The organism is Thermotoga petrophila RKU-1 (genome assembly GCF_000016785.1).
Taxonomy (GTDB): domain Bacteria; phylum Thermotogota; class Thermotogae; order Thermotogales; family Thermotogaceae; genus Thermotoga; species Thermotoga petrophila.
Map to the genome: position 1 here is coordinate 1,242,806 of NC_009486.1, position 21,838 is coordinate 1,264,643.

The 21,838-nt window shown below is 46.1% G+C and carries 26 protein-coding genes and 1 tRNA gene; 4 read left to right on the forward strand and 23 right to left on the reverse strand.

Annotation, left to right across the window (positions count from 1 at the left end; translation table 11 throughout):
* Position 1 precedes the first annotated feature (1 nt).
* The 20 genes from TPET_RS06235 to amrA form a co-directional block, all read right to left on the reverse strand.
* Complete coding sequence (locus TPET_RS06235; protein ID WP_004081987.1) at positions 2-580, reverse strand: RNA methyltransferase; 579 nt, start codon at positions 578-580, stop codon at positions 2-4.
* On the reverse strand, positions 574-1,311 hold the full coding sequence (trmD, locus tag TPET_RS06240) for a tRNA (guanosine(37)-N1)-methyltransferase TrmD (protein ID WP_004081985.1): 738 nt from the start codon (positions 1,309-1,311) through the stop codon (positions 574-576). The genes TPET_RS06235 and trmD overlap by 7 nt, the downstream gene beginning before the upstream one ends.
* Positions 1,311-1,841, reverse strand: a complete 531-nt coding sequence (rimM, locus tag TPET_RS06245) for a ribosome maturation factor RimM (protein WP_004081983.1) — start codon at positions 1,839-1,841, stop codon at positions 1,311-1,313. Before rimM ends, trmD begins: the two co-directional genes overlap by 1 nt.
* Before the next feature lie 4 nt (positions 1,842-1,845).
* Positions 1,846-2,073, reverse strand: coding sequence for a KH domain-containing protein (locus tag TPET_RS06250; protein ID WP_004081981.1), 228 nt, complete (start codon positions 2,071-2,073; stop codon positions 1,846-1,848).
* Positions 2,070-2,357: a 30S ribosomal protein S16 gene (gene rpsP, locus TPET_RS06255; protein WP_004081979.1), complete on the reverse strand. Its 288-nt coding sequence runs from the start codon at positions 2,355-2,357 to the stop codon at positions 2,070-2,072. Before rpsP ends, TPET_RS06250 begins: the two co-directional genes overlap by 4 nt.
* A 13-nt stretch (positions 2,358-2,370) precedes the next feature.
* A complete protein-coding gene (gene ffh, locus TPET_RS06260) occupies positions 2,371-3,672 on the reverse strand; it encodes a signal recognition particle protein (protein WP_011943734.1) in 1,302 nt (433 codons plus the stop codon).
* A gap of 151 nt (positions 3,673-3,823) precedes the next feature.
* Positions 3,824-4,096 (reverse strand): acylphosphatase, encoded by a 273-nt coding sequence (locus tag TPET_RS06265; protein WP_004081975.1) that lies wholly within the window; start codon positions 4,094-4,096, stop codon positions 3,824-3,826.
* Positions 4,071-4,877: a mechanosensitive ion channel family protein gene (locus TPET_RS06270; RefSeq protein ID WP_011943735.1), complete on the reverse strand. Its 807-nt coding sequence runs from the start codon at positions 4,875-4,877 to the stop codon at positions 4,071-4,073. Before TPET_RS06270 ends, TPET_RS06265 begins: the two co-directional genes overlap by 26 nt.
* Positions 4,878-4,881: 4 nt before the next feature.
* The gene (locus TPET_RS06275) at positions 4,882-5,682 is read right to left on the reverse strand and encodes a hypothetical protein (protein WP_011943736.1); all 801 of its coding nucleotides are present in this window, start codon (positions 5,680-5,682) and stop codon (positions 4,882-4,884) included.
* Positions 5,679-6,788 carry a tRNA guanosine(34) transglycosylase Tgt gene (gene tgt / locus TPET_RS06280; protein WP_004081969.1) on the reverse strand — a complete coding sequence of 370 codons (1,110 nt, stop codon included), beginning with the start codon at positions 6,786-6,788 and terminating at the stop codon, positions 5,679-5,681. The genes TPET_RS06275 and tgt overlap by 4 nt, the downstream gene beginning before the upstream one ends.
* Positions 6,773-7,381 carry a cyclodeaminase/cyclohydrolase family protein gene (locus TPET_RS06285; protein ID WP_004081967.1) on the reverse strand — a complete coding sequence of 203 codons (609 nt, stop codon included), beginning with the start codon at positions 7,379-7,381 and terminating at the stop codon, positions 6,773-6,775. Before TPET_RS06285 ends, tgt begins: the two co-directional genes overlap by 16 nt.
* Positions 7,371-8,117, reverse strand: coding sequence for a deoxyribose-phosphate aldolase (deoC, locus tag TPET_RS06290; protein WP_011943737.1), 747 nt, complete (start codon positions 8,115-8,117; stop codon positions 7,371-7,373). The genes TPET_RS06285 and deoC overlap by 11 nt, the downstream gene beginning before the upstream one ends.
* An 11-nt stretch (positions 8,118-8,128) precedes the next feature.
* Complete coding sequence (locus TPET_RS06295) at positions 8,129-8,677, reverse strand: HD domain-containing protein (RefSeq protein ID WP_012896413.1); 549 nt, start codon at positions 8,675-8,677, stop codon at positions 8,129-8,131.
* Entirely contained in the window at positions 8,674-9,342 is a 669-nt protein-coding gene (gene radC, locus TPET_RS06300) for a RadC family protein (protein ID WP_011943739.1), read from the reverse strand. The genes TPET_RS06295 and radC overlap by 4 nt, the downstream gene beginning before the upstream one ends.
* On the reverse strand, positions 9,269-9,883 hold the full coding sequence (locus TPET_RS06305) for a Maf family nucleotide pyrophosphatase (protein ID WP_011943740.1): 615 nt from the start codon (positions 9,881-9,883) through the stop codon (positions 9,269-9,271). The genes radC and TPET_RS06305 overlap by 74 nt, the downstream gene beginning before the upstream one ends.
* Complete coding sequence (locus TPET_RS06310; protein ID WP_011943741.1) at positions 9,807-10,352, reverse strand: Gx transporter family protein; 546 nt, start codon at positions 10,350-10,352, stop codon at positions 9,807-9,809. Before TPET_RS06310 ends, TPET_RS06305 begins: the two co-directional genes overlap by 77 nt.
* Complete coding sequence (locus TPET_RS06315; RefSeq protein ID WP_011943742.1) at positions 10,349-10,699, reverse strand: NusG domain II-containing protein; 351 nt, start codon at positions 10,697-10,699, stop codon at positions 10,349-10,351. The genes TPET_RS06310 and TPET_RS06315 overlap by 4 nt, the downstream gene beginning before the upstream one ends.
* A gap of 5 nt (positions 10,700-10,704) precedes the next feature.
* Positions 10,705-11,754, reverse strand: coding sequence for an FAD:protein FMN transferase (locus tag TPET_RS06320; RefSeq protein ID WP_011943743.1), 1,050 nt, complete (start codon positions 11,752-11,754; stop codon positions 10,705-10,707).
* Positions 11,721-12,716: an AmmeMemoRadiSam system radical SAM enzyme gene (gene amrS, locus TPET_RS06325; RefSeq protein ID WP_004081949.1), complete on the reverse strand. Its 996-nt coding sequence runs from the start codon at positions 12,714-12,716 to the stop codon at positions 11,721-11,723. The genes TPET_RS06320 and amrS overlap by 34 nt, the downstream gene beginning before the upstream one ends.
* A gap of 12 nt (positions 12,717-12,728) precedes the next feature.
* Positions 12,729-13,253, reverse strand: a complete 525-nt coding sequence (gene amrA / locus TPET_RS06330) for an AmmeMemoRadiSam system protein A (protein WP_004081947.1) — start codon at positions 13,251-13,253, stop codon at positions 12,729-12,731.
* A gap of 76 nt (positions 13,254-13,329) precedes the next feature.
* Between amrA and TPET_RS06335 the strand changes: the two genes are divergently transcribed.
* Positions 13,330-14,220: a DUF1385 domain-containing protein gene (locus TPET_RS06335; protein WP_011943744.1), complete on the forward strand. Its 891-nt coding sequence runs from the start codon at positions 13,330-13,332 to the stop codon at positions 14,218-14,220.
* On the opposite strand, the gene TPET_RS06340 is transcribed toward TPET_RS06335, so the two are convergent.
* The 3 genes from TPET_RS06340 to TPET_RS06350 are packed head-to-tail and all read right to left on the reverse strand — an operon-like array spanning position 14,116 to position 18,195.
* Positions 14,116-14,991, reverse strand: a complete 876-nt coding sequence (locus TPET_RS06340) for a glycosyltransferase family 4 protein (protein ID WP_011943745.1) — start codon at positions 14,989-14,991, stop codon at positions 14,116-14,118. The genes TPET_RS06335 and TPET_RS06340 overlap by 105 nt on opposite strands.
* Positions 14,972-16,789 (reverse strand): nucleoside-diphosphate sugar epimerase/dehydratase, encoded by a 1,818-nt coding sequence (locus TPET_RS06345; RefSeq protein WP_011943746.1) that lies wholly within the window; start codon positions 16,787-16,789, stop codon positions 14,972-14,974. The genes TPET_RS06340 and TPET_RS06345 overlap by 20 nt, the downstream gene beginning before the upstream one ends.
* Positions 16,783-18,195, reverse strand: a complete 1,413-nt coding sequence (locus TPET_RS06350) for an HD domain-containing protein (protein ID WP_048810878.1) — start codon at positions 18,193-18,195, stop codon at positions 16,783-16,785. Before TPET_RS06350 ends, TPET_RS06345 begins: the two co-directional genes overlap by 7 nt.
* A 78-nt stretch (positions 18,196-18,273) precedes the next feature.
* On the opposite strand from TPET_RS06350, the gene recJ reads away from it, so the two are divergent.
* The 3 genes from recJ to TPET_RS06360 all read left to right on the forward strand — a co-directional run bounded on the left by recJ (position 18,274) and on the right by TPET_RS06360 (position 21,824).
* Positions 18,274-21,141 carry a single-stranded-DNA-specific exonuclease RecJ gene (gene recJ / locus TPET_RS06355; RefSeq protein ID WP_011943748.1) on the forward strand — a complete coding sequence of 956 codons (2,868 nt, stop codon included), beginning with the start codon at positions 18,274-18,276 and terminating at the stop codon, positions 21,139-21,141.
* A complete protein-coding gene (locus TPET_RS09330; protein ID WP_128080960.1) occupies positions 21,102-21,758 on the forward strand; it encodes a RuvX/YqgF family protein in 657 nt (218 codons plus the stop codon). Before recJ ends, TPET_RS09330 begins: the two co-directional genes overlap by 40 nt.
* Positions 21,749-21,824: transfer RNA gene (locus TPET_RS06360), tRNA-Arg, on the forward strand. Before TPET_RS09330 ends, TPET_RS06360 begins: the two co-directional genes overlap by 10 nt.
* Positions 21,825-21,838: the final 14 nt, after the last annotated feature.

Below are 21,838 nucleotides of genomic sequence, written 5' to 3' on the forward strand. Positions count from 1 at the left end.
TTCAATCCCTCCTCGCGTAATTTTCTCCTATCAACCGATCGATGATGATGGCAGCAGCCGCTCTCACGGAAAGATGGTTGAAATCAGACTGCGCCCTTATGGGCTCCAGTACGTAATCGGATATCTCGAGAATTTCATCGGGAAGACCCCAGCCTGTACCGAGAAGTATGAGAACAGGTTTTTCGGTTTCTATGATTATTCTTCTTCCCTCTTCGAAAGAAATGTCATTTTCGCGTTTTTTCGCAGAGGTGAAGAAGATCAAAGGTCTTTCTCCTTCGACACTTTCTATGTCTTCCAGCACATCCTCCAGATAGGATTTGAGCTTCACGAGCTTGAGAGATTCCGCTCTGGAAGGATTGTACCGGCTTCCAAAACCTTCTCTCCAGAATTTTAACATCTTGCTTACCATATCCTGCTGCGCTCTGAGGTTAGTCACAATGTAGTATCCCTTGAGGTTGTACGTTCTCGCAGTCCTTGCTATATCGTGGACATCGAGGTTTGTCACGGCCGTTGATATGATGCTGCCGTCTTTTCCTTTTATAGGGTAATGAATCAGGGCCACGTACACCTTCTCTAACATTTTTCCATCAACTCCCTGAACAACTCTATTATAGCCAATTTGTCCATTTCGTCCAGTTCCTTCGCTAAGAAAAGATCTGGCCTCTTTGCCAGTGTTTTCTTTATGCTCTCCTTTCTTCTCCAGAGCTCCACCTTTTCGTGGTCTCCAGAGAGGAGAACATCTGGAACTTTCATACCCTTGTACTCATACGGCCTTGTGTAAACGGGATGATCGAGTAGTCCCTGATGAAACGATTCTCTTTCTACGGATTCTCTCTCGACAACACCCGGTACAAGCCTCACAACAGCGTCAGTTATGACCATGGCGGGGAGCTCTCCACCCGTGAGTATGTAGTCTCCTATGGATATTTCATCGTCAACGATGCTCATCACTCTTTCATCTATTCCCTCGTACCTTCCACAGAATATAACGATGTCGTCCTTCTTTGAAAGTTCTTCTGCTATCTTGTAGTTGAAAATTCTCCCCTGCGGACTTGTGAGAATAACGTAAGGTTTTCCATATTTTTCTACGTAACTTTCGTAGAATCTGAAGAAAGGTTCAGGTTTCATCACCATGCCGTATCCGCCGCCGTATTGATAATCGTCAACCGTTCTGTGCCTGTCGGTGGTGTAATCCCTCAAATTCTCCACGTTTATCTCCACGATACCTCTTTCTACCGCCCGAGCTATGACGCCGTACTTCTTTATAACTTCGACCATTTCAGGGAATATAGTCACTATTGTGATTCTCATCAAATCCACTCCATTTCCTTTGCTATGATCTTTTTCGCACCTTTGTCGATTTCAACTATACAGTCCTTCGTCATGGGGATCAGGGTTTCCTTCTTCTTTTTTCTCACCACGAGTACGTCGTTCGAACCGGTTTCTATTATGTCAACTACTTTTCCAACGTTTTCGCCCGACTCGTAGAAAACATCGCAGTCCAGTATTTCGTAAAAGTAGTATTCGTCTTCGCTGAGTTTTGGAAGCTCCTCGTATTTTATGAAGACTTCACAACCTTTGATCCTTTCTGCGGCTTCTATCGTGTCTATCGATTTGAACCTGATGAGAAAGAGCTTGTTCATCCTCCTCACAGACTCAACGGTGAGGTTGTAAAACGCCTTCTTCTCGCTGTTGTAAAGAACCACACTGGAGAGGTTCTTCACGATTTCCTCAGAGTTCGTGTAAGGGAAGAACTTGACCTCTCCCTTGAGGCCGTGTGTGTTGACGATCTTTCCAATCGCCACTCTTTCATTCAACAGGTCTTGAATGGTTCTTATCATACTCTCACCGGACCACCTTGATGGTGATCTCCTTAGAATCTCCCATGAGTGCACTCAGAAGTATCTTCAAAGATTTTATCGTTCTTCCATCTTTTCCTATGACCTGTCCAACATCTTCTTCGTTCACAACGATTTCGTATACTTTCTTTCCTTCTTCGTCGAACTCCATGACCACAACCTCTTCGGGATGCTTCACTATTCCCCGAAGAATCTTCTCGAGGAGCTCCTTCATTCAGCCGTGGCCTCCTCTTTCTTTCCGTACTTTATCTCGTGGACCCTCTTCATAACCCCGAATTTTCTGAAGATATCCCTCACAGTGTCGCTCGGCTGAGCTCCTTTCAGAATCCATTCCACGGCTCTTTCCACATCGATCTTTATTTCCCCTTCTTTCAGAGGGTTGTAGTATCCAAGAGACTCGATGTAAGCACCATCTCTCCTCTTCCTGCTATCAACAACGACTATCCTGTAGAAAGGCTGGTGTCTTTTTCCCATCCTTGTGAGTCTGATCCTTACCACCGAACACACCTCCTCAGAATCCAAATGGTATTTTGAATCTACCTTTTTTCATCCTCTTCATTAGAGCTTTCATCTGTTCATAGCTTTTGAGAAGTTTGTTCACATCCTGGACAGTGGTTCCACTTCCACGTGCAATTCTCCTTTTTCTACTGGCGTTTATTATACCGGGATTTCTTCTCTCTTCTATGGTCATCGAATTTATGATGGCCTCGATCTTTTTCAGCTCCTTTTCACTCATCTCCACATCGACCTTTGGTGCACCTGGAAGCATCTCAAGAATGGAAGAAAGAGGTCCGAGTTTTTTCATCTCCTGAAGCTGTTCTTTGAAATCTTCCAGGGTGAACTCTGCCTTCAGGAACTTTTCTGCGCTTTTCTTCATCTTTTCCTGATCGAGTTCCTTTTCCACTTTTTCGATCAGTGAAAGAACGTCCCCCATTCCCAGGATTCGGTTTGCGATTCTGTCTGGATGGAACGGCTCCAGACCGTCGATTTTTTCACTCGTTCCAATGAATTTGACGGGCTTCCCCGTCACGTACTTTATGGAGAGAATGACTCCGCCTCTTGCATCTCCGTCCATCTTTGTTACGACGAATCCTGTTAAATCGAGCCTTTCATCGAACACCTTGGCGGTATTGACTGCGTCCTGCCCCATCATCGCGTCAACGACGAGCAGGATCTCATCTGGGTTCAGGATTTTCTTTATCTCTTCCAGCTCTTTCATCATCTCTTCGTCTATGTGAAGTCGACCAGCGGTATCCACTATCAGAATATCTTTTCCTGTACTCTCAGCAACGTCTACAGCTTCTTTCACTATCTCAACGGGTGTTTTGTTGTAATCGTGAACAACGTTTATACCAATCTGATTTCCAAGCTTCACAAGCTGATCAACGGCTGCGGGACGGTACAGATCCGCTGCGACAAGCAAAGGATTCCTTCCCTCTTTTTTGAGGAGTTTTGCGAGTTTCGCACACGTTGTGGTCTTTCCACTTCCCTGAAGTCCCACCATCATTATGGGAGCTGGTCTGTGGACGAGTCTCAATGGTTCGTTCTTTTCTCCCATGATTCTTACAAGCTCGTCTCTCACTATCTTTATGAACTGCTGGTCCGGTGTGAGACTCCTGAGAACTTCCTCTCCGAGAGCTTTCTGGAGGACGTGGTCCACGAATTCTTTCACAACTTTGTAGTTGACATCGGCTTCGAGCAGGGAAAGTTTCACTTCCCTGATCGCGTCTTTTACATTCTTTTCTGTGATCTTTCCGCGTCCAGACAGATTCTTGAAAACTCTGGACAGCTTCTCCTGAAGATTCTCGAACATCGAAACACCTCCGAAGGACCTTCTCTCATATTAGACGCTTCTCATTAATACCAGGTTTCCAATCATCTAAGGAGTAGCGCACTTAATGTTACAATTTATTTTCAATGAATAGGTGGTTTAACTTAATCCACCTACTAAACTACACATGTTTTTAATAATACTTGATCGTGAAGTCCTCGTATCCTTCAGGCGTAGTTTCTTCCACACTCACGTTCGTCACAACCGCCGCAGGTGGGCCTTTCGCTACCTCATTCAAAAAACGCCGAAGGGCATTTTCATCACCTTCGGCGTGTATGAAAACAGACCCATCATCCATGTTCATCACGTAACCCTTCACACCAAGAGACTTCGCAACTCTTCTTGTGAAATATCGAAAGCCCACTCCTTGAACAATCCCCTCAACTCTTATTTTCAGAGCCTTCATGCTTCCACGCCCTTATGAATTCTTCGTCAAAATGCACATCGAGTTGTGGGAAAGGTATGTAGATTCCCTCTTTTTCCAGATAATCCTTTATTCTGAAAGCCAATCTCTTCATACCTTCGAAGAAGTTATCACGGTTGACCCAGAATCTGATAATGAAGTCTATGGAAGAGCTGTTGAAGGCAGAGAAAACGATAGCTGGTGCTGGATCTTTTTCAACAGTCTCTTCGTCTTCCAGCGCCTTCTGGAAGATCTCCACCACTTTCCTCAAATCAGCCGAGTAAGGAACTCCCACCACAATTTCCTGTCTTCTAACGTTCGAAGGCCAGAAATGTATTATCTTGTCGTTCCAGACGGCTTTGTTCGGTATCATCACTCTTCGACCATCCCAGGTCCTGATCACGGTATGATTCAAATTCACCACTTCAACGGTTCCGGAGACTCCACCGGCCTCCAGAGCCTCTCCTTCCTTGACAGCCCGAGACACTAGAAGGAACAACCCTGAGAAGAAATTGGCCAGCGGTTCCTGAAGAGCAAGACCTATGACAAGACCTCCGATACCCACTCCAGCGAGAAGTGGTGCAAGACTTAAATCCCAGATGTCGAGAATTATCATCACCGCGATCACAGAGATGATCAATCCCAGGAAAAATCTGAGGGTGTTTCTCATTTGAAGCTCTTTTCCGAGCTTTTCCACACTCTTTTCAATGAGCTTGAACAGCCATTTGAAAACCAGATAAGAAACAACAACCGTTACCGCCGTTAGGATCAGTCTGGTGAGCAAGTTTTCACCACCTCACAGCAAATCTGATACCTGTTCCTTGAGTGTAGTAGTACTCCGAGAACGGATCACTACTCACGGGTGAACTGATGATGAACGTGCTAAAACCTACAGAGACGTTGTTCACAGTTGCGTAGAAACCAAGAGAGATTTTCACGGCGCTTTCTTTCGTTTTGGTGTTGCTCAGCATCGAAACTCCCAGACCCGCTTTTTGTTCCGATCCGATCGCGAAATCTATCCTGTTTTCCAGCACTTCCTGGTCAAATACCAGAGAGTAGGAGAATCTGTTTTTCCTGGAAGAATCGTAGAAAAGCTTCAAAAGATAAGTTCCTCCCATGTAATTTCCTTTCTGACTCCAGAGAGTGAAATCCCGAACGCTGGCACCAAAACCAACATCTTTGAACAGGTAACCAGAGACACCCCCGTGGAGATCGATCTCTTTTCTTTCTTCCTGATCCATGGTGAAAGAAACACCGGCTCCGACATTCAAGCTTTCTTCTGGCGAAAAGACCGCATCGTATTCGATCGTGGTCCTGTAGCTGGATTCCGTTAGAGTGCTTCTTTTCAAATACAACACTCCAGCGATGTTCGGTGCGGGAGTCTGGAAGAGTCCAACCAGGAAGGTTCCCAGAGATTCACCCTCGCCTGAAAACACCTGATACGAACCCATGACTCCCTGTTTGTTCATGGAAAGAAGCCGTGCGGGATTTTCGAAGAAAGCCCACTCACCAGAAGAGGAAAAAATCTCGAGCTGGGAAGCTACCGCCAGTGTTGAAATCACAAGAATCAAAAGAAAGACCTTCTTCATACATTCACACCCCCTGAAGAATAGACTTCTACCACTTTGCTTTTCAGTTCCTTGAAGGTTCCACTCTCTATAGAACGCCTTACTTCCTTCATCAAAGAGATCATGAAGTTGATGTTGTGAATCGTGAGGAGTATCTGCCCAAGGACTTCTCCTCGATCGAAGAGGTGATGGATGTAAGACCGCGTGAAATTCTTGCAGGTATAACACCCGCACCTTTCGTCCACCGGTTCGAGGGACCGCTTGTTGTAAGAGGCCTTGAGGTTGAGTTTCCCATTCCAGGTGAGCGCAGTTCCGTGCCTTGCTATCCTGGTTGGGAAGACGCTGTCGAACATATCCACTCCTCGATCAACGAGCTCGAGTATGAGTTCTGGAGACCCTCCTCCCATGAAGTAACGGGGTTTATCTTCCGGAAGAAACTCCACCGTGACTTCGGTCATTTCAAGAGTGAGGGATCTTTCTTCACCTATGCTCAATCCTCCTATGGCGTATCCATCGAATCCAATCGATGTAAGCTGAAGAGCGCTTTCTCTCCGCAGATCCGGGTAGATCCCTCCCTGAACGATTCCAAAGAGTGCTTGATTCTCCGTTTTGAAAGCCTTTTTAGATCTCAGAGCCCATCGATAGGTTCTCTCTGTTGCCTCTTTCACCTCTTCGTAATCGGCATCGGGTACAGGACAGTGATCGAAGACCATGCAGATATCCGATCCCAGAGCGATCTGAACCTCCATGGATATCTCTGGATTCAGGAAAACTTTCGAACCGTCAATAGGAGATCTGAAGACCACACCTTCATCGTCTATCCTGATCTTTGGAAGGCTGAAAACTTGAAAACCTCCGCTGTCGGTGAGTATCGGTCTTTTCCATCCCATGAAGTTGTGAAGTCCCCTGTGAAGCTTTATGATCTCCACACCGGGTTTCAACATGAGATGAAACGTGTTCGAAAGAATTATCTCCGCTCCTGCTTCTTCCAGATCTCTGGGAGTGAGAAGCTTCACGCTCGCGTTGGTTCCAACCGGCATGAAAACAGGAGTTTCAACAGCTCCGTGGTGAAGCTTCATGACACCCAGTCTTGCTTTTCCGAAAGTTTTTTTCACTTCGAACTCCACACGATTCCCTCCAGCATCTTCTTCACCCTTTGATAACAGCCTTCAATCTGTGCTTCCTGTTCTTCGAGCTCTTCCAGCATGTTTTTCCTGAAAGTCTCGTCTGAAATCTCTTTCAAATTGATCAGAACGTTCACCTTCTCAACCTGAAAGACCGCGTGGCAGAGATCTGCGGCGTTCAACGTGTCCGATGCCAGATTCTTGTTTCCAAATTCGGCGAGCTTCTCGAGCTCGTGTGCGAGGTCTTTCATCACCCTTATCACGTCCATCGGTACAGAAGCAGCTTCCTTCAGAGCATTCTGAAGCTCTCCTTCAGAGGATTTGTAAGCTTTCATGACCTTTTCAAAGGCTTCCATGTCTTTCTTTGCAAGATCGAAGAGTTTCAGTCTCGCTTCTTCCATTGCCTCAACTATCCTCTCCATCTCCGGTTCCACATCTTCGTAACCCTTTTTCTTCCTGGTGAAATTCGCAACCATTTCAGCGAGGGCACATGCCATGGCTCCCACGACTGATCCAACCGCTCCCCCACCAGGAGTTGGCTTTCTCTCTGCAACCATATCGCAGAATTCTTTGAGCGAAAGGCGTTCAACCTCCATATCTCTCTTCTCCCCCCTGAACGATCTTAACTCCCGAACTCGTTCCTATTCTATCAGCACCGTACATGATCATTTTAACAGCGTCCTCGAAGGTTCTGATCCCTCCGGAAGCTTTTACACCCATCTCATCTCCCACGATCCATTTCATGAGATGAACGTCTTCTGCGGTCGCCCCTCCTGTTCCAAATCCCGTGGAAGTCTTCACGAAATGAGCTCCAGCGAGTTTGGAAATGACACACGCCGCTATCTTCTCTTCCGTATCCAGATAGCACGTTTCGATGATCACCTTCACAACTTTTCCTTTCACCGATTCGACAACACTTCTTATATCCTCGTAAACGTACTCCCACTCTTTTGCCTTGAGCATGCCAACGTTGATGACCATATCGATCTCATCGGCTCCACTCTCAACAGCGAAAATCGCCTCATGGGCTTTCGTCCGAGTTTCGTTCGCTCCCAGTGGAAAACCAACAACGGTGACGACTTTCACATCGGTTCCTTCGAGTTCTTCACGAGCCAGTTTCACATAACACGGATTCACACAGACTCCATAGAAACGATTTTCCCTTGCTTCAAGACAGAGTTTTTTTATATCGTCTGGTGTGGCAAACGGTTTCAGATTCGTGTGCTCTATAGCACTTCTCACATCTTCGATACCCGCGCTTTCTCTGGCGGGCTTGAACTCGTAGTACTCTCTGTACCTCGCTATTGCCTCCTCAATTCTGTACTCTATCATGAGAAATCACCTCACAAACCGAGTTCAGAAGCGATCGTTTTCATCGCCTCGAGAGAAATTTCTAAGAATTTCTCAAGCGAGAGCCCAAAGTTTTCGCAGGTTTTCATCTGTTCCCTGCTCGCTCCCTTCGCAAAGGCCTTTTCCTTGAATCTCCTCAGCAGAAAATCCACATCGATAACATCCAGTTTCTTCTCTGGTCTGATCAGTGCGGCCGCTACTATAAAACCAGTGGTTGGATCCACCGCATACAAAGCCTTCTCCATCAAAGTTTCTGGAGTTTTCTTTTCACAGTGGGCCAGAATAGCGTTGAGAACGTCTTCGGGTACGTCCTCATTTTTCAGGATTTCCAGGGTCTTCAAGCCATGTTCCTCGGGTTTATCTTTGGTGTAGTCGTAATCCAGATCGTGAAGAAGTCCGGCAAGACCCCATTTTTCTTCGTCCTCGTTGAATTCCCTCGCAAGAGCTCTCATAACAGCTTCCGCTGCAAGACAGTGCTTCACAAGATTTTTCGTTTTAACGTGGGTTTTCAACAACTCCATTGCCCTTTCCCTGCTGATCAAAGTTCTCCCTCCTCCCTGAAGCTGAAATATCCTCGTCTCGATACAATGACGTGATCCACAAGACTCACCCCAAGGATTTCTCCCGCTTGTTTCAATCTTTCCGTGATCAAACGATCTTCTTTGCTGGGAGTGGGATCACCAGAAGGATGGTTGTGAACGACGATCACTCCAGATGCATTAGCCCTGATAGCCGTCCGAAACACGTCCCGCGGATGTATCAAACTCCTGTCAGAAGTTCCAACAGTGAGTGTGTTTTCTCCTATAACGTTGAGCTTCGTATCGAGACAGATCACCTTCACAATTTCCCTCTCAAGATACACCATTTCCTGGCAGTACCTGTAAACTTTCACGGAAGAGTCCAGCTTCTCCGGTATCCTTTCCAGTTCTCTGTGAAGTCTTTTTCCAAGCTCCAGAGCAGCTTTCAAGGTGATGGCCTTGACCATACCGACCCCTTCGACCGAAGCTATCTCTTCGAGACCTGCGTTCGAGAGTTTTATCAACGAGCCGTCAAACCTTTCAAGAAGATCCTTTGAAAGTTCGAGAACGTGCTTCCCCTTCTTTCCGGTTCTCAGCACGATGGCGACGAGTTCTTCAACCGAAAGCGACTCTGGCCCCGCCTTTATCATCCTCTCTCTTGGAAGCAAACTTCCACCATCCCTTTTCATAGAGGTACTGCCAGACCATTCCAAGAGGAAATCCCACCACAGTAAAGAAATCTCCTTCTATTTTTTCAACGAAGACGGCCGCGAAATCCTGTATCCCATAAGCCCCCGCTTTGTCGAGAGGTCTGTATTTCTCAACGTAGTAATCGATCACACTCTCTGGAAGTTCTCTGAACCTGACCTTCGTTGAAGAAACGATCACGTCTTTTGTTTCACTGGAGACGAACGCCACCCCCGTGTAAACCACGTGCCATTCTCCAGAAAGCTTCTTCAGCATACCTTTCGCTTCTTCCAGAGACTCCGGCTTTCCCAGTATGTTACCATCCAAAACCACCACCGTATCGGATCCAATGACGAGTATTTCCTCTTCCTTCCTCTTTTTGAACACCCACTCCGCTTTTCTCAACGAGAGTTCTCTAACGGTCTCTTCGGGACTTTCAAGAAATTCCTCTTCAACATCAGGCTTTTCAACTTCGAACTCTATCCCCAGTAATTCCATCAGTTGCCTTCTTCTGGGCGAAGAAGAAGCGAGAATAATTCTCAAACACTATCCCTCCCATCTTGCTTGCCAGGAAGGCGTTGACTGTTCCCGAGACAAGACCGAGTATCACCATCAAAGGAAAGAGCAAGAAGGTTTTCGTACTTCCAACCAGAAAAGATATGACGATGAGCTGAACAAGGTTGTTCACAAAAGATCCCATTGCACTCAAACTCAAGTAACCAAAATCGAACCGGGCCAGAAACGATTCCACCAGGGAAGCGGAAACGGCACCGAAGAATCCGGTTAGAAAAGATGGAGAAAGAAACCTGCCGGAAAAGAGAGCACCCAAAATGCTCTTTGCAGATGCGACGATCAGAGCATCTCCAAAACCAATTTCCGAAGCTATCATGAGGACTACCGAGTTGGAGAATCCCCATCTTCCAAACGGCACCGGAAAAGGAAGTAGATTTTCCAGGACATAAAAAGTAGAAGAAAGAGCCGTCAAAACAGAAAGAAATGTGATCCTCCTCACCAGGTCACGGTATCGTAATCTGTCTTTTCTTCGAAGAATATTATCACCTCGTTTGGCACACAGATGATGGTCCCTCCTGGACCAACCCATCCCGTTTTCACACACAGTTTCAAAGGACAGGTTGACTCAACGACTCTGACCCTGTTCCCATGGAATTCCACCTTCATGAGGAATCTTCCGTTCTCTGTTATGTCGTACGTTCCTGGTTTCGACAGAATCTTTCTGAAATCTTTCCCTTGAACCACAACTTTACTTCCTTTCTTCTCCGAAACGAGTATTGAAAAGATGAGGACAACGAAGATCAAAATGATCAGCACCACGTCTTTTTTTCTGAAGAAGCTCCTCACCTTTTTCACTCTCTTTCGAACAGCTTGAAGGTCTCAGACTTTTCGATCGTTCCTCCTTCAAGAACTATCAGCGGATGAGCTCCCATATTTGGAAAATCGAGCACCACCTTCCTCCAGTCTTTTCCGGCCATCACAAAGCCCGCTGTGGAGAGTGCGTCGGCTGTGGTGGCATCTTCGGCTACGATCGTTACGCTCCACACACCACGAGCAGGATACCCCGTTGAAGGATCGAGAATATGATGATACCTGACACCGTCCACAACGAAATATCTTTCGTAATCACCGGAAGTCGCAACCGCTCCGGATTTCAGATAGATGTAATCTATCACGTTGTCTTCCCTGGGATCTTTTACTCCTATCACCCACGGATACTTTCCAAATTTTGGCCCGATGATACGAATATCCCCACCTGCTTCGACAAACCCCGTTGCGTTCTCGTCAAAAGAGAGTGCTATCTGCCTAGTTCTGTCAAGGGCGTACCCTTTCGCTATACCACCAAGATCGATCTTCACACCGTTTTTAACCATCACTCTCATGTTCTTATCGTCGAAGAGAACGTTTTTATATCCGATATGCTTCAGAGCTTCTTCGATCTCTTCTCGAGAAGGTACCCTGAGATTTTCGTAGTTTCCGGTAAACCCCCAGAGTTCGAGAAGCCTTCCTACTGTCGGATCAAACGCTCCATCTGTGAGCTCTGCGAACGCGCAGGCCGCTTTGATCAAACTGTAAGTCTCTTCGTCCACCTCGACCCATTCGTTGGGATGATCGTTTATCTTTTTCACAACACTTCTTTCATCCGTGAAAGAAAACTTGTAGGTAATCCTCTTCATGTCTTCCAGAATGGCTTCTGCGATCGTTCTGGGATTTATCTTCTGAGAGGAAACGACTATCCTCACACTCGTTCCGAGAGCGAAATCTCTGAGCTCATAATACTGATCTTTCGTTCGGATGAGGAGTAAAGCCAAGAGAATCGCAAGAGAACCTAGAAGAAGTGAAGAAAAGATGATGACGTTTCTTCTGGTTACCCGATGATCGTTGCTATCTGACGGCCACATTTTGTGCACTTCCCTTCTTCATCCAGTCCCACTTTTTCCACTTCATATCCCTGTCTTCTGATCACAAGATTTCCGCAATCCGGGCAGAAAGTGCTCTCGTATCTTTCGTCCCACACGTTACCGAGGTAGACGAAATTTAAATACTCTCTGGCCATCTCGTATATCTCGATGAGCTCTTCTATCGGCGTTGGAGGTATGGTGTACTTGTAATTTGGAAAGTAGCGGCTTATATGAAGAGGGATGTCTTTGTCCAGATCAGCGATCCACTCGAATTCTCTCCTCAGGTCTTCTTTGTCGTCGTTCTTTCCCGGAATTATCAGCGTGGTGAGCTCAACGTGAATTCCTGCGTTGTAAACCTTCTCTATGTTTCTGAGGACCACGTCCAAATCTCCCCCGATCTCCCTGTAGAAATCTCTGTTGAATCCCTTGAGATCTATGTTCATCGCATGCACGGACTGAAAGAGGAGTTCCAGAGGTTCTTCGTTTATAAAACCGTTGGTCACAAGAACGCAGTACATACCTTCTCTCACAGCCACACGAGACGTGTCGAGAACGAACTCGTACCAGACAAGAGGCTCGTTGTATGTGAAAGCGATTCCTTTTGAGTTTCTGTTCATCTGGGCTATCTTGACAAGCTGTTCTGGAGTGACTCTTTTGGTTTCTGGCTTTGCTTGCGAAATCTCCCAGTTCTGACAGAAACCGCACTTGAAATTACAGCCGAAAGTTCCCACAGAGAATATCTGCTCACCAGGATTGAAGTGGAAAAGCGGTTTCTTTTCTATGGGATCCATAGCGATTGCTGTTACTTCACCGTAGTTCAGACTCACCAGAGAGCCGTTTTTGTTCTTTCTCACACCGCACAACCCAATTTGTCCGTTATCGAGCACACATTCATGCGGACACAGAAGGCACTTAACTTTTCCATTCTCAAGAATTTCAAAGTGCAAAGCCATCCTTTCCATGTCCCATCCTCCTCATTTGTAGCGTTCAACTGTGAACCTGTAAATCTCCACATCGTCGTCCCACTCAGGGATTCCGGCTTTCAGCTTCGCTATTCTGAGCTGTTCTTCGACCGTATCCACACCTTCTATGTCAGGAAGAAGGAGCCCTCTCCTCCAGCCCTTAACTACTATCACACCGTATTTTTTCGGGTCGAGCTCGGAGATATCCCTCACCGGTTCAGGAGGACTGAGAATGTCCACGTGCACAACGATATCGTCGAGTTCATCGGGCGAGACCGGAGGAAACCTTGGGTCCTGAGTGGCAGCCGCGATGGCGTTATCTCTTATCTCAAGAGCGAGATTCGGCTTTGTGGGAAGATAGGTTCCTATACAGCCCCTCAGAGAACCGTCCGTTTTGTGAAGAGTCACAAAAGCCCCTGCTCTTCTTTTGAAGAGCTCTTCAGGAACACTTTCATCGGGTTCGATCACTTTTCCATATCTCACGTAATTCTCTATGACCCTTATTGCCCATTTCACGTAAGGATGCTCGCCTATCATGTTCCCACCACCTGTAACAATTATAGCACCTGTTGTATCATAGAATTTGAGAGATCGAGAAAGGAGAGGATAGAACGTGAAAGCAGGTGGTCAAGCGGTAATAGAAGGAGTGCTTATGATCGCAAGAAAGGTTTCCCTTGCCGTCAGAAAGCCAAATGGAAATATCGAAGTCAGGGAACTCGGGAAAGTAAAGTTTCCAGGTTGGGCGAAGATACCTTTCTTGAGAGGTTTTTATTCGCTTTTTGTTTCTCTCTACTTTGGAATAAAAGCCCTCAATCTTTCCTCCGAAATCTCTTCCGGTGAAAAACTGAAGGAAAGCGAGAAATTCTTTTCTCTCATCACAGCCGTTGGACTTGCCGTTGGTCTTTTTGTGATAGTACCTATTTTTCTGACCAATTTCCTGGTGACGAAAAAAGGAGAGTTTCTCTATTCTCTTGTTGAAGGATTCATAAGGGTTGGACTCTTTCTCCTCTACGTCTGGATCATCTCACTGTTCAAAGATGTAAAACGCGTGTTTCAGTACCACGGTGCGGAACATATGACAATTCACGCTTACGAACATGGAGAGGAACTCACACCGGAAAATGTGAGAAAATATTCGACGATACATCCAAGATGCGGGACCAACTTTTTGATGATCTTTTTAATAGTGGCCATCCTTCTTCTCAGTCTGGTCGGTGTCGTTGTGGAGATGAACACCTGGACGAGGATCGTTTCAAGGCTCGTTCTTCTTCCCTTCGCAGCGGGGATTTCTTACGAACTCCTGAAAGTCATAGCCTTCTTCAATGGAAAGGGACTGGTGAAGCTTCTCTATCTTCCAGGGTACCTTCTTCAATACCTGACCACGGCAAAACCAGATGACTCACAGCTTGAGGTTGCCATCACCGCGCTGAAGTACGCAGTAGGTGAAGAGAAGGACACAACAGAGGACAACGTAAAGGAGGATGAGGTAGAACTTCTGGGATAGTCCAAGAAGATTGAACATCAGTGAAAAGGAAACGAGGATCAAAAGTGTTTTCCATTTTCCTATCTTTCTGGAAAACACGTGGTGAGTATGTTTCTCATCCGGAGAGAACGGGTTTTTCTTTACAACCAATCTTCTCACAAAACTGAACACGATCTCGTAGAACGGAAATCCAAGGAAAAGCGTGGCGTATCCGAGATCTCCCTCGAAGAAAACCACCGATGCCGTGGAGAGGTAAGCTCCAAGAAGAAACGAACCACTGTTCCCCAGAAAAACCTTTGCGTCTGGGAGGTTCCATGGAAGAAAACCGATTATCGAAAACGCAAGAGACCTTTCTCCAATCATGAGCGAAGAAAATAGAGATATTCCGCTCAAAAGGCCGTCCAATCCATCGACTACGTTGAACGCGTTAACCATACCGACAAACCAGATCACGAAAAAGACAGGATGTATCCTCGCTCCAAAGATACTGACCTCTATGGTCACAGCGGTAGAGAACCAGACAGCAACCAGAGTGGTCACAGCGAGTTTGATTTTGTAGGAGAGGTCGAAAAGATCATCCAGAAGTCCAAGAAGAAACAGGGGAATCGAAAAGAGAAAAAAGGGATTGTCTCTTTCGAAGATGAGAAGCGTCAGGAATATGGAAACACCACCGACCGGCGGAACCGCTCTCCCGTGGGATTTTCTGGAGTCGGGATGATCGAGAAATCCCGTCTTCTTCGCAAAAACAGACAGCACCGAAGTCAGGAAGAAACTAATTATCGCTTCCCACATTTATTTGTGCCTCCGGGACTAATTTTTTCATTTCGGTGAGAAGTCCTTTTACGTCGCTGTTTTCGAAGGCTTCTTTCATTCTGTTGATTGCCTGTTCTACGCTCTCTTTCCCTGGAAGAACGGATGTCTTCACTCTGAAGATTTTCGAGTGTGGAGTCAACTCTTTCATCTCGTAAGGGTAGAGCAACTCTTCGTACATCTTCTCCCCCGGCCTGATTCCGGTGAAAACTATCTTTATGTCCTGGTAAGGGGTGTACCCAGAGAGCATGATCATGGTTTCCACAAGCTTCAGGATGGGTATCTGCTCTCCCATGTCGAGAATGAAGAGGTCCTTTCCGGAAGAGAAGAGAAGGGACTGGAGAATGAGGGAGACGGCCTCAGGTATGGACATGAAGTAGCGCTTCATTCGTGGATCCGTCACCGTTACAGGCCCACCTTTTTCTATCTGACGGCGAAATTTTTCCACTACGCTTCCCCTGCTTCCAAGAACGTTTCCAAACCTCACGATCGAGAAATTCGTGCTGTTTTTTTCTCTCGAAAGGATGTAGAGTTCCGCTATCCTCTTGGTGAGGCCCATCACAGAAGTGGGATTCACCGCTTTGTCTGTCGAGATGAAAACAAAATACTTAACACCGAGCCTTTCGGAGAGTTCCACGAGATTCATCGTTCCCAGAACGTTCACTCTGAAAGCCTCAAGCGGATTTTCCTCCATCAAAGGAACGTGCTTGTGTGCTGCCACGTGGAAGATCACGTCCGGCCTCAGCTGGGTCAACCAGTGTTCCATTATCTTTCTGTCGGCAACATCCGCTATGATCCTTTTTTTCTTCACCTCCGGAAAGTGTTCGGTGAGAAACTCGTTTATGAGATATATACTGTTTTCTCCGTGGCCCAGAAGAAAGATCTCCGCTGGATTCATCCTGGCTATTTGCTTGCAAAGCTCAGAACCGATACTGCCTCCTGCTCCGGTCACAAGAATTTTCTTCCCTTTCAAGAATTTTCCTATTTCATGAAAATCCACCTTCACTTCTTCGCGACCCAGAAGATCTTCTATGGATATTTCCTTCAGATGGGAGATCCTGACACGTCCTTCTATCAGCTCTCTCACACTGGGGAGGGTCTTTACTCTGACCTTTTTCAAATCGATGCTTTTGAGAATTCGTTCCATCTCAGCTCTGGAAGCTGAAGGTATAGCTATCACGATTTCGTCCACGTTCATTTTCTCCACGAATTCCATTGTTTTCTCTATTGGTCCAAAAACCGGAACTCCCCTCACCTTTCGACCGATCTTTCTGGGAGAATCGTCCACGAAGGCCACTATTTTTCCTAAATGGGGGTGTTTCTCAAATTCTTCGAGAATAGAGACTCCCGCATCTCCTGCCCCTATGACCAGTATTCTCTTCTCCCCTGAGGTTTTTCTTAGCCTGTTCACAGTCAGCCACTGCCATGTGATCCTGCTCAGCACAAGAAGGGCCATCGAACCAAGAAAGGTGGCAAACCCCACGGATCTGGGAAGAACTATTCCCCTGTAAACATAAAAAAACGCAAGGTTGGAAAGATAAGAGATAACGCTTCCTCTTATGAGAATGAGAAAGTCTCTGGCATTAGCGTATTCCCACACGATGGAATAGTTTCCGTTCAGAATGTAGACAACAGCCGAGACAGCGGTGTATACGATCACGGATTCGTCATAACGGCTCATTTCCTGAAAGTCAAAACCAAACCTCGAAAAGAGCGCCACTACACCCGCAAAGTACGTCAGAGCCACGTCGATTACAAAAAGGAGTGCCTTTCTTACCATCTTGTGATCACCCTTCTCCCATCCTCCGGTATAACTCCGTACTTGAAGAGTACCTCACGCACATCCTCGGTTACGTACACCCTCACGATCTGAATCATGTTGCTCACCATCAACCTGTATGCAGGGTATTTCTTCACGTACTCGTCCACTGTGAGAATCTCATCATGTTTGGGGTCGTAAAGGAAGACGTTGTTCTGGAGAAATTCATCGGGATGAAAGATGGTGAGTTTGTACGGTGTGTCGATCCTGAAGAATCTCTCTCCGTAATCACGAATCTCTTCGAGAATGCTTTTGTCTGAATCCTCTACGTTAACACTGGACAGCACACGGTCGATATTTTCGACGATCTTATCGATCAGGTTTCTGGCTGCAGACAGGCTGAGTTCAGATGGATCAAACCCTTCAGCGGAGAAAGGACGCTCAACCACCATCTTCCACAGATCGCGATTTTTGAACCGCTCCACGAGTTTCTTCGTTTCACTGTCCCCCTTCAGTTCGAGTTCTCTGAGAATGGAATAATCCGTCAATTCGAGGAATTCGTCGAGATCTTTCAAGCGCTCTTCCAAATCGAGAATCTCACAGGCCTTTGAGAGTATCTCCTGAATCATGAGATCGGCAGCACGGGACGTTTTGTGGAAATACACATTTTTGTACATCATGAATCGGCTGAACAGTATCGAATATATGTTGTCAACCACCTTCACGTGGTAACAGAGTATCTCTTTTCCATCTACCTCTTTGACAAGGGAATTCCTCAGCACCCTGTCCACGTTCATCGGAGCAAAATGCCCCACTCCGCTGTAGTAAGAGTCCCTCAGCAGAAAATCGAGCCTGTCGGCTCCCAGCGGTCCCTGGATGATGTTGAAATCCACACTCCCCGTTTCCTCTCCTCTGTATACCTCAACTACCCTTTTTGCTATCTCCTGAAAGGCGTCTTCCAGGGAAACCTCTCCCACCGATTCTCTTATATCTTCGATTACTGCTTGTTTCAATCTTTCGTTGTATGAGTTGAAAACCCTCATCATCTCTTCAGGAAGCTTTTCCGTTATGAGTTTGTTTCTGAACTCATCGTGACCATCCTCGTAACCGTATCTTTTGAAAACCACATCGTCGAACTGGTGACTGAACGGACCGTGTCCAACGTCGTGCAGCAAAGCGGCAAGACGCACTATCCTTATTCGATCGCTTTCTTTGAAAAGATTCCTCGCGTACAATCCGGCAACGTGCATGGTTCCCAATGAGTGTGCAAAGCGTGTGTGAGTCGCGCCGGGATACACGACGGTCGCCCCTGCCAACTGCGAAAGAAAGCGAAGCCTCTGAACCACTTTCGTGTCGGTGGCTAGTATTTCCAGTGGATAGAGATATATTTCCGAATGCACAGGATCCCTTGAAACCTTTTTAAACACGCTATCACCACCCTTCTGTTAAATTGTATCACTCGGAAATATGGTAAAATTACTAAAAAAGAAAAGGAGAAGCGGAGGATGAAAAAGTGGGAACTTTCACAGCCTGATGAGAAGGCTGTGTCAGAGATTTCTCAGTATTTTGGTCTCAATGAAATTGCATCGAGAATACTCGTGAACAGAGGCTTCACCACCAGAGAAGCGGTAGAGGCTTTCCTGTTCATCAATGAATCCCACCAGCACAATCCCTTTCTCTTCAACGATATGGAAAAAGCGGTTGAAACCCTGCTTGAAGCCCGGTCCAGGAACGAGCTCGTTCTGATTCACGGAGACTACGATGTGGATGGGATAACTTCCACCGTTATATTGAAGGAATTTCTCGAAGAGAACGGCTGGCGCGTTGATGTTTATATTCCACACCGTATCGAAGAGGGATACGGTATTCAGCTGGAAAACATCTTGACTTTTAAAGAGAACAACGTTTCCTGTCTTGTAACGGTTGACTGCGGAATAACCGCACTGGATTCGGTCGCTCTTGCGAAAAAATTCGGAATGAAAGTGATCATCACAGACCACCACGAGGTGAACGGTGACCTCCCCCCCGCCGATGCCATTGTGAACCCGAAAGTACCTGGAGAGAACTACCCATTCAGAGATCTTGCGGGTGTCGGTGTAACCTACAAACTCGTCCAGGCCATTTCTGAGGCGATCAATTATCCCCATCCCGAGAGATTTTTGGAGCTGGTAGCTCTTGGAACGGTCGCTGATATGGTCTCCCTCCTTGACGAAAACAGATACTTCGTGAAAAAAGGAATAGAACTGCTTTCAAACACAAAACGCGTGGGCTTAAAGAGGCTTCTGGAAAGACTTGGCCTGAAGAACCTCACATCGCACGATATCAGTTACAAAATAGCTCCCCGTCTCAACGCCGCTGGCCGTATGGGCAGTGCCAACGACGCCTTCAATTTACTGATAATGAACGATCCAGCGAAAGCGGACGGTGTTGTGGATAGGTTGATGGAGCTGAACAGCATCAGAAGGAAAACAGAATGGGCGATATACAAAGAAGCAATTGAAATAATCGAGACAAACGATCTGTGGAAAGATCCCGTCATAGTCGTTGCAAAAGAAAACTGGCACGTGGGAGTCATCGGCATAGTCGCTGCCAAACTGGCAAATCGTTATGAAAAACCCGTTGCAGTCGTCTCTCTGGACGAGAAGATAGCGAAAGGTTCCATAAGGAGCTACAACGGTTATGACATAATGAACATTTTCAACGAAGATATTCTCAAAATATTCGAGGAGATAGGTGGCCATTCTTCAGCGGTTGGTTTCTCCTTGAAAAGAGACCAACTGGAATCGTTCAGGGAATACATCAGAAACATTTCTCTGGAGGGACGAGAAGAGAAGGTGATCGTTGATGCTGAAGTCAGAATGGAAGATATTGATGATCGCTTCATTGAAGATATAAAAAAACTCATGCCCTTCGGTCAGGGAAATCCGGAACCTGTTCTTCTCTTCAAAGACGTACTGATAGAAAAGATTCATTTCTTTGGAGAAGACGGTAGCAACGTGTTCCTTCACCTGAAAAACGGCGAAAAGAACCTGGAAGTTGTGGGATACAATTTCAAGAACCTCTCGAGTTCTCTCTCTACATTACCAGTAACTCCCACCAGAGGAGACGTTGTGGTGAATCTACGTCCCATGGGAAATGGAATTTCTTACTATCTTGTCTCGCTGGATGTAAAGCCTATTCTTTCTGTAAAAAACAGAGAAGTGAGTCATATACTGAGTAGACCTAAAGAAGAAAAAACACTGATAAAAGTACCTTACCCATCAAAAACAAAGCTTCTGCTGTCCATAAAGGAAGAGCTTCAGGGAAAACTGGCGATCGTTTCTTTAACGAACGCCACGACTCAAAACATTCTGGGGTGCCTTTCGAGGTACTACACCTCCAAAAACTTGGGATTTGTAAATTCTACCTTTTCCAAGGAAGAAGAAAGCGATATTGTCCTCTTCACCCTTGCAGGTTTTCTGAAGAAACACCGTCTGGATGATTTTGAAGTATTTGTGGTGAACGAGTTCCAAGATTTTCTGGCGCATCGCGACAGCGAACTGGTCAAAAACTTCCTGGACATAGTCGACAAACACCCAGGAAAATTCATCTTCGTTGCCTCGATAGAACACCCAGAGCTGGAAGAGTTTCTGAAAAAGGAAAAATACGATGTCGTTGAGCTGAGAACCGACGAACCGGAGAAATTTCTGTTCTCCGATCAGAGAAATTCTTTCGACTTAGGTTCTCTTGTGGACGCTCACAGTTTCGCGGTGGTTGTTTCTGAGAAAAAACTCATACCAGATCTTTATCGGAAGATTGGCAAAGATGCGGTCGTTTACTACACAAGCATGGATGTGGAAAAGAAAATAAAGGCAATCAGCTTGATGGAGAGCGGTTCTGCTCGAAAAGCGATCATCACAAGCAACACCGATGGGCTTCCGACCCACATAAAAGGCGATATCTTCTTTTACGACTTCCCACTCAGCATTTACGAAATAGTGGATCTTTTGAGAAGAAAATCGGTGGTTAACCTCTGCTACTCTTCCTCCGACATTGAAAAGCGTCGATACGAGCTCAACAAGCTGTTTCCGGATCGTGAAAAGCTAAAAGAAATAGCGATCACAGCGATGAATCTGAAAGACAAAGAAAAACTGGAGAAGATTTTGGAGAGCGAGTACGATCTGAGCAGTGCCACTTTGAGAAAGATTTATTTGGACCTTCTGGAAGAATCCGGGTTCAACTTCGATAGATGGAGTTTTTCGGAAGATGAAAGGATACCTTGGAGATTGCTTGAGAGAGAGCTCGAAATAGCCCAGTTCGAAAGGACGGTTTCCGTTCTTTCAAAGGATCTGAAGTGGATATTCAACTTTTTCAAGGATACGGTGGTAAAGTGATAGTCGCTGTGGATTACGGAGAAAGGAAATGTGGAGTCGCATTCGGAGAAATTCTCCCTCAAAAAAGTCTTGTTATACCCACAAAGAACCTGAAGGAATTCATCAGAAAGCTGAAACCTGATAAAATAATCTTTGGATTACCTCTTTCGATGAGTGGAAAATACACTCAGCAGACGTTCAAAACAATCGCAGTTGCCTTCAAATTTTCAAAAGAGTACGAGACATATCTCTGTGACGAAAGACTCACCACGAAAATAGGAGAAAGGATCTCGAAAAAAGATGACGCCGTGAGCGCTGCTCTGATTTTTCAGTCTTTCTTCGAGAATTCCTCGGTATGTGAAAAAGTCACAGATCCAAGAAAAAAAGTCGATCTGACTCTGGAAAAAGTCACTGGAGAAGTTCTCCTGTACGAGTTCCCGGATCCTTCTTTGAACATCGAAGCAAGAGAAGTTGATGTGGTCACGAAAAATCCGGTTCTTGCTTATTTCTACAGTAAAAATGGATACTTCGTTGAAAGAGAACTTCGGGAAAAGAAGTACGACCTGATCATTTCTGGAAAAAACTGCGAAGAGTTGAATAAATACCTGAAAGAAAACGGTAGACTGGTGTGCCTGTAGCTCAACGGATAGAGCGCTGGACTCCGGATCCAGAGGTTGCGGGTTCGAGTCCCGCCAGGCACACCAGATTTTTTTAATTT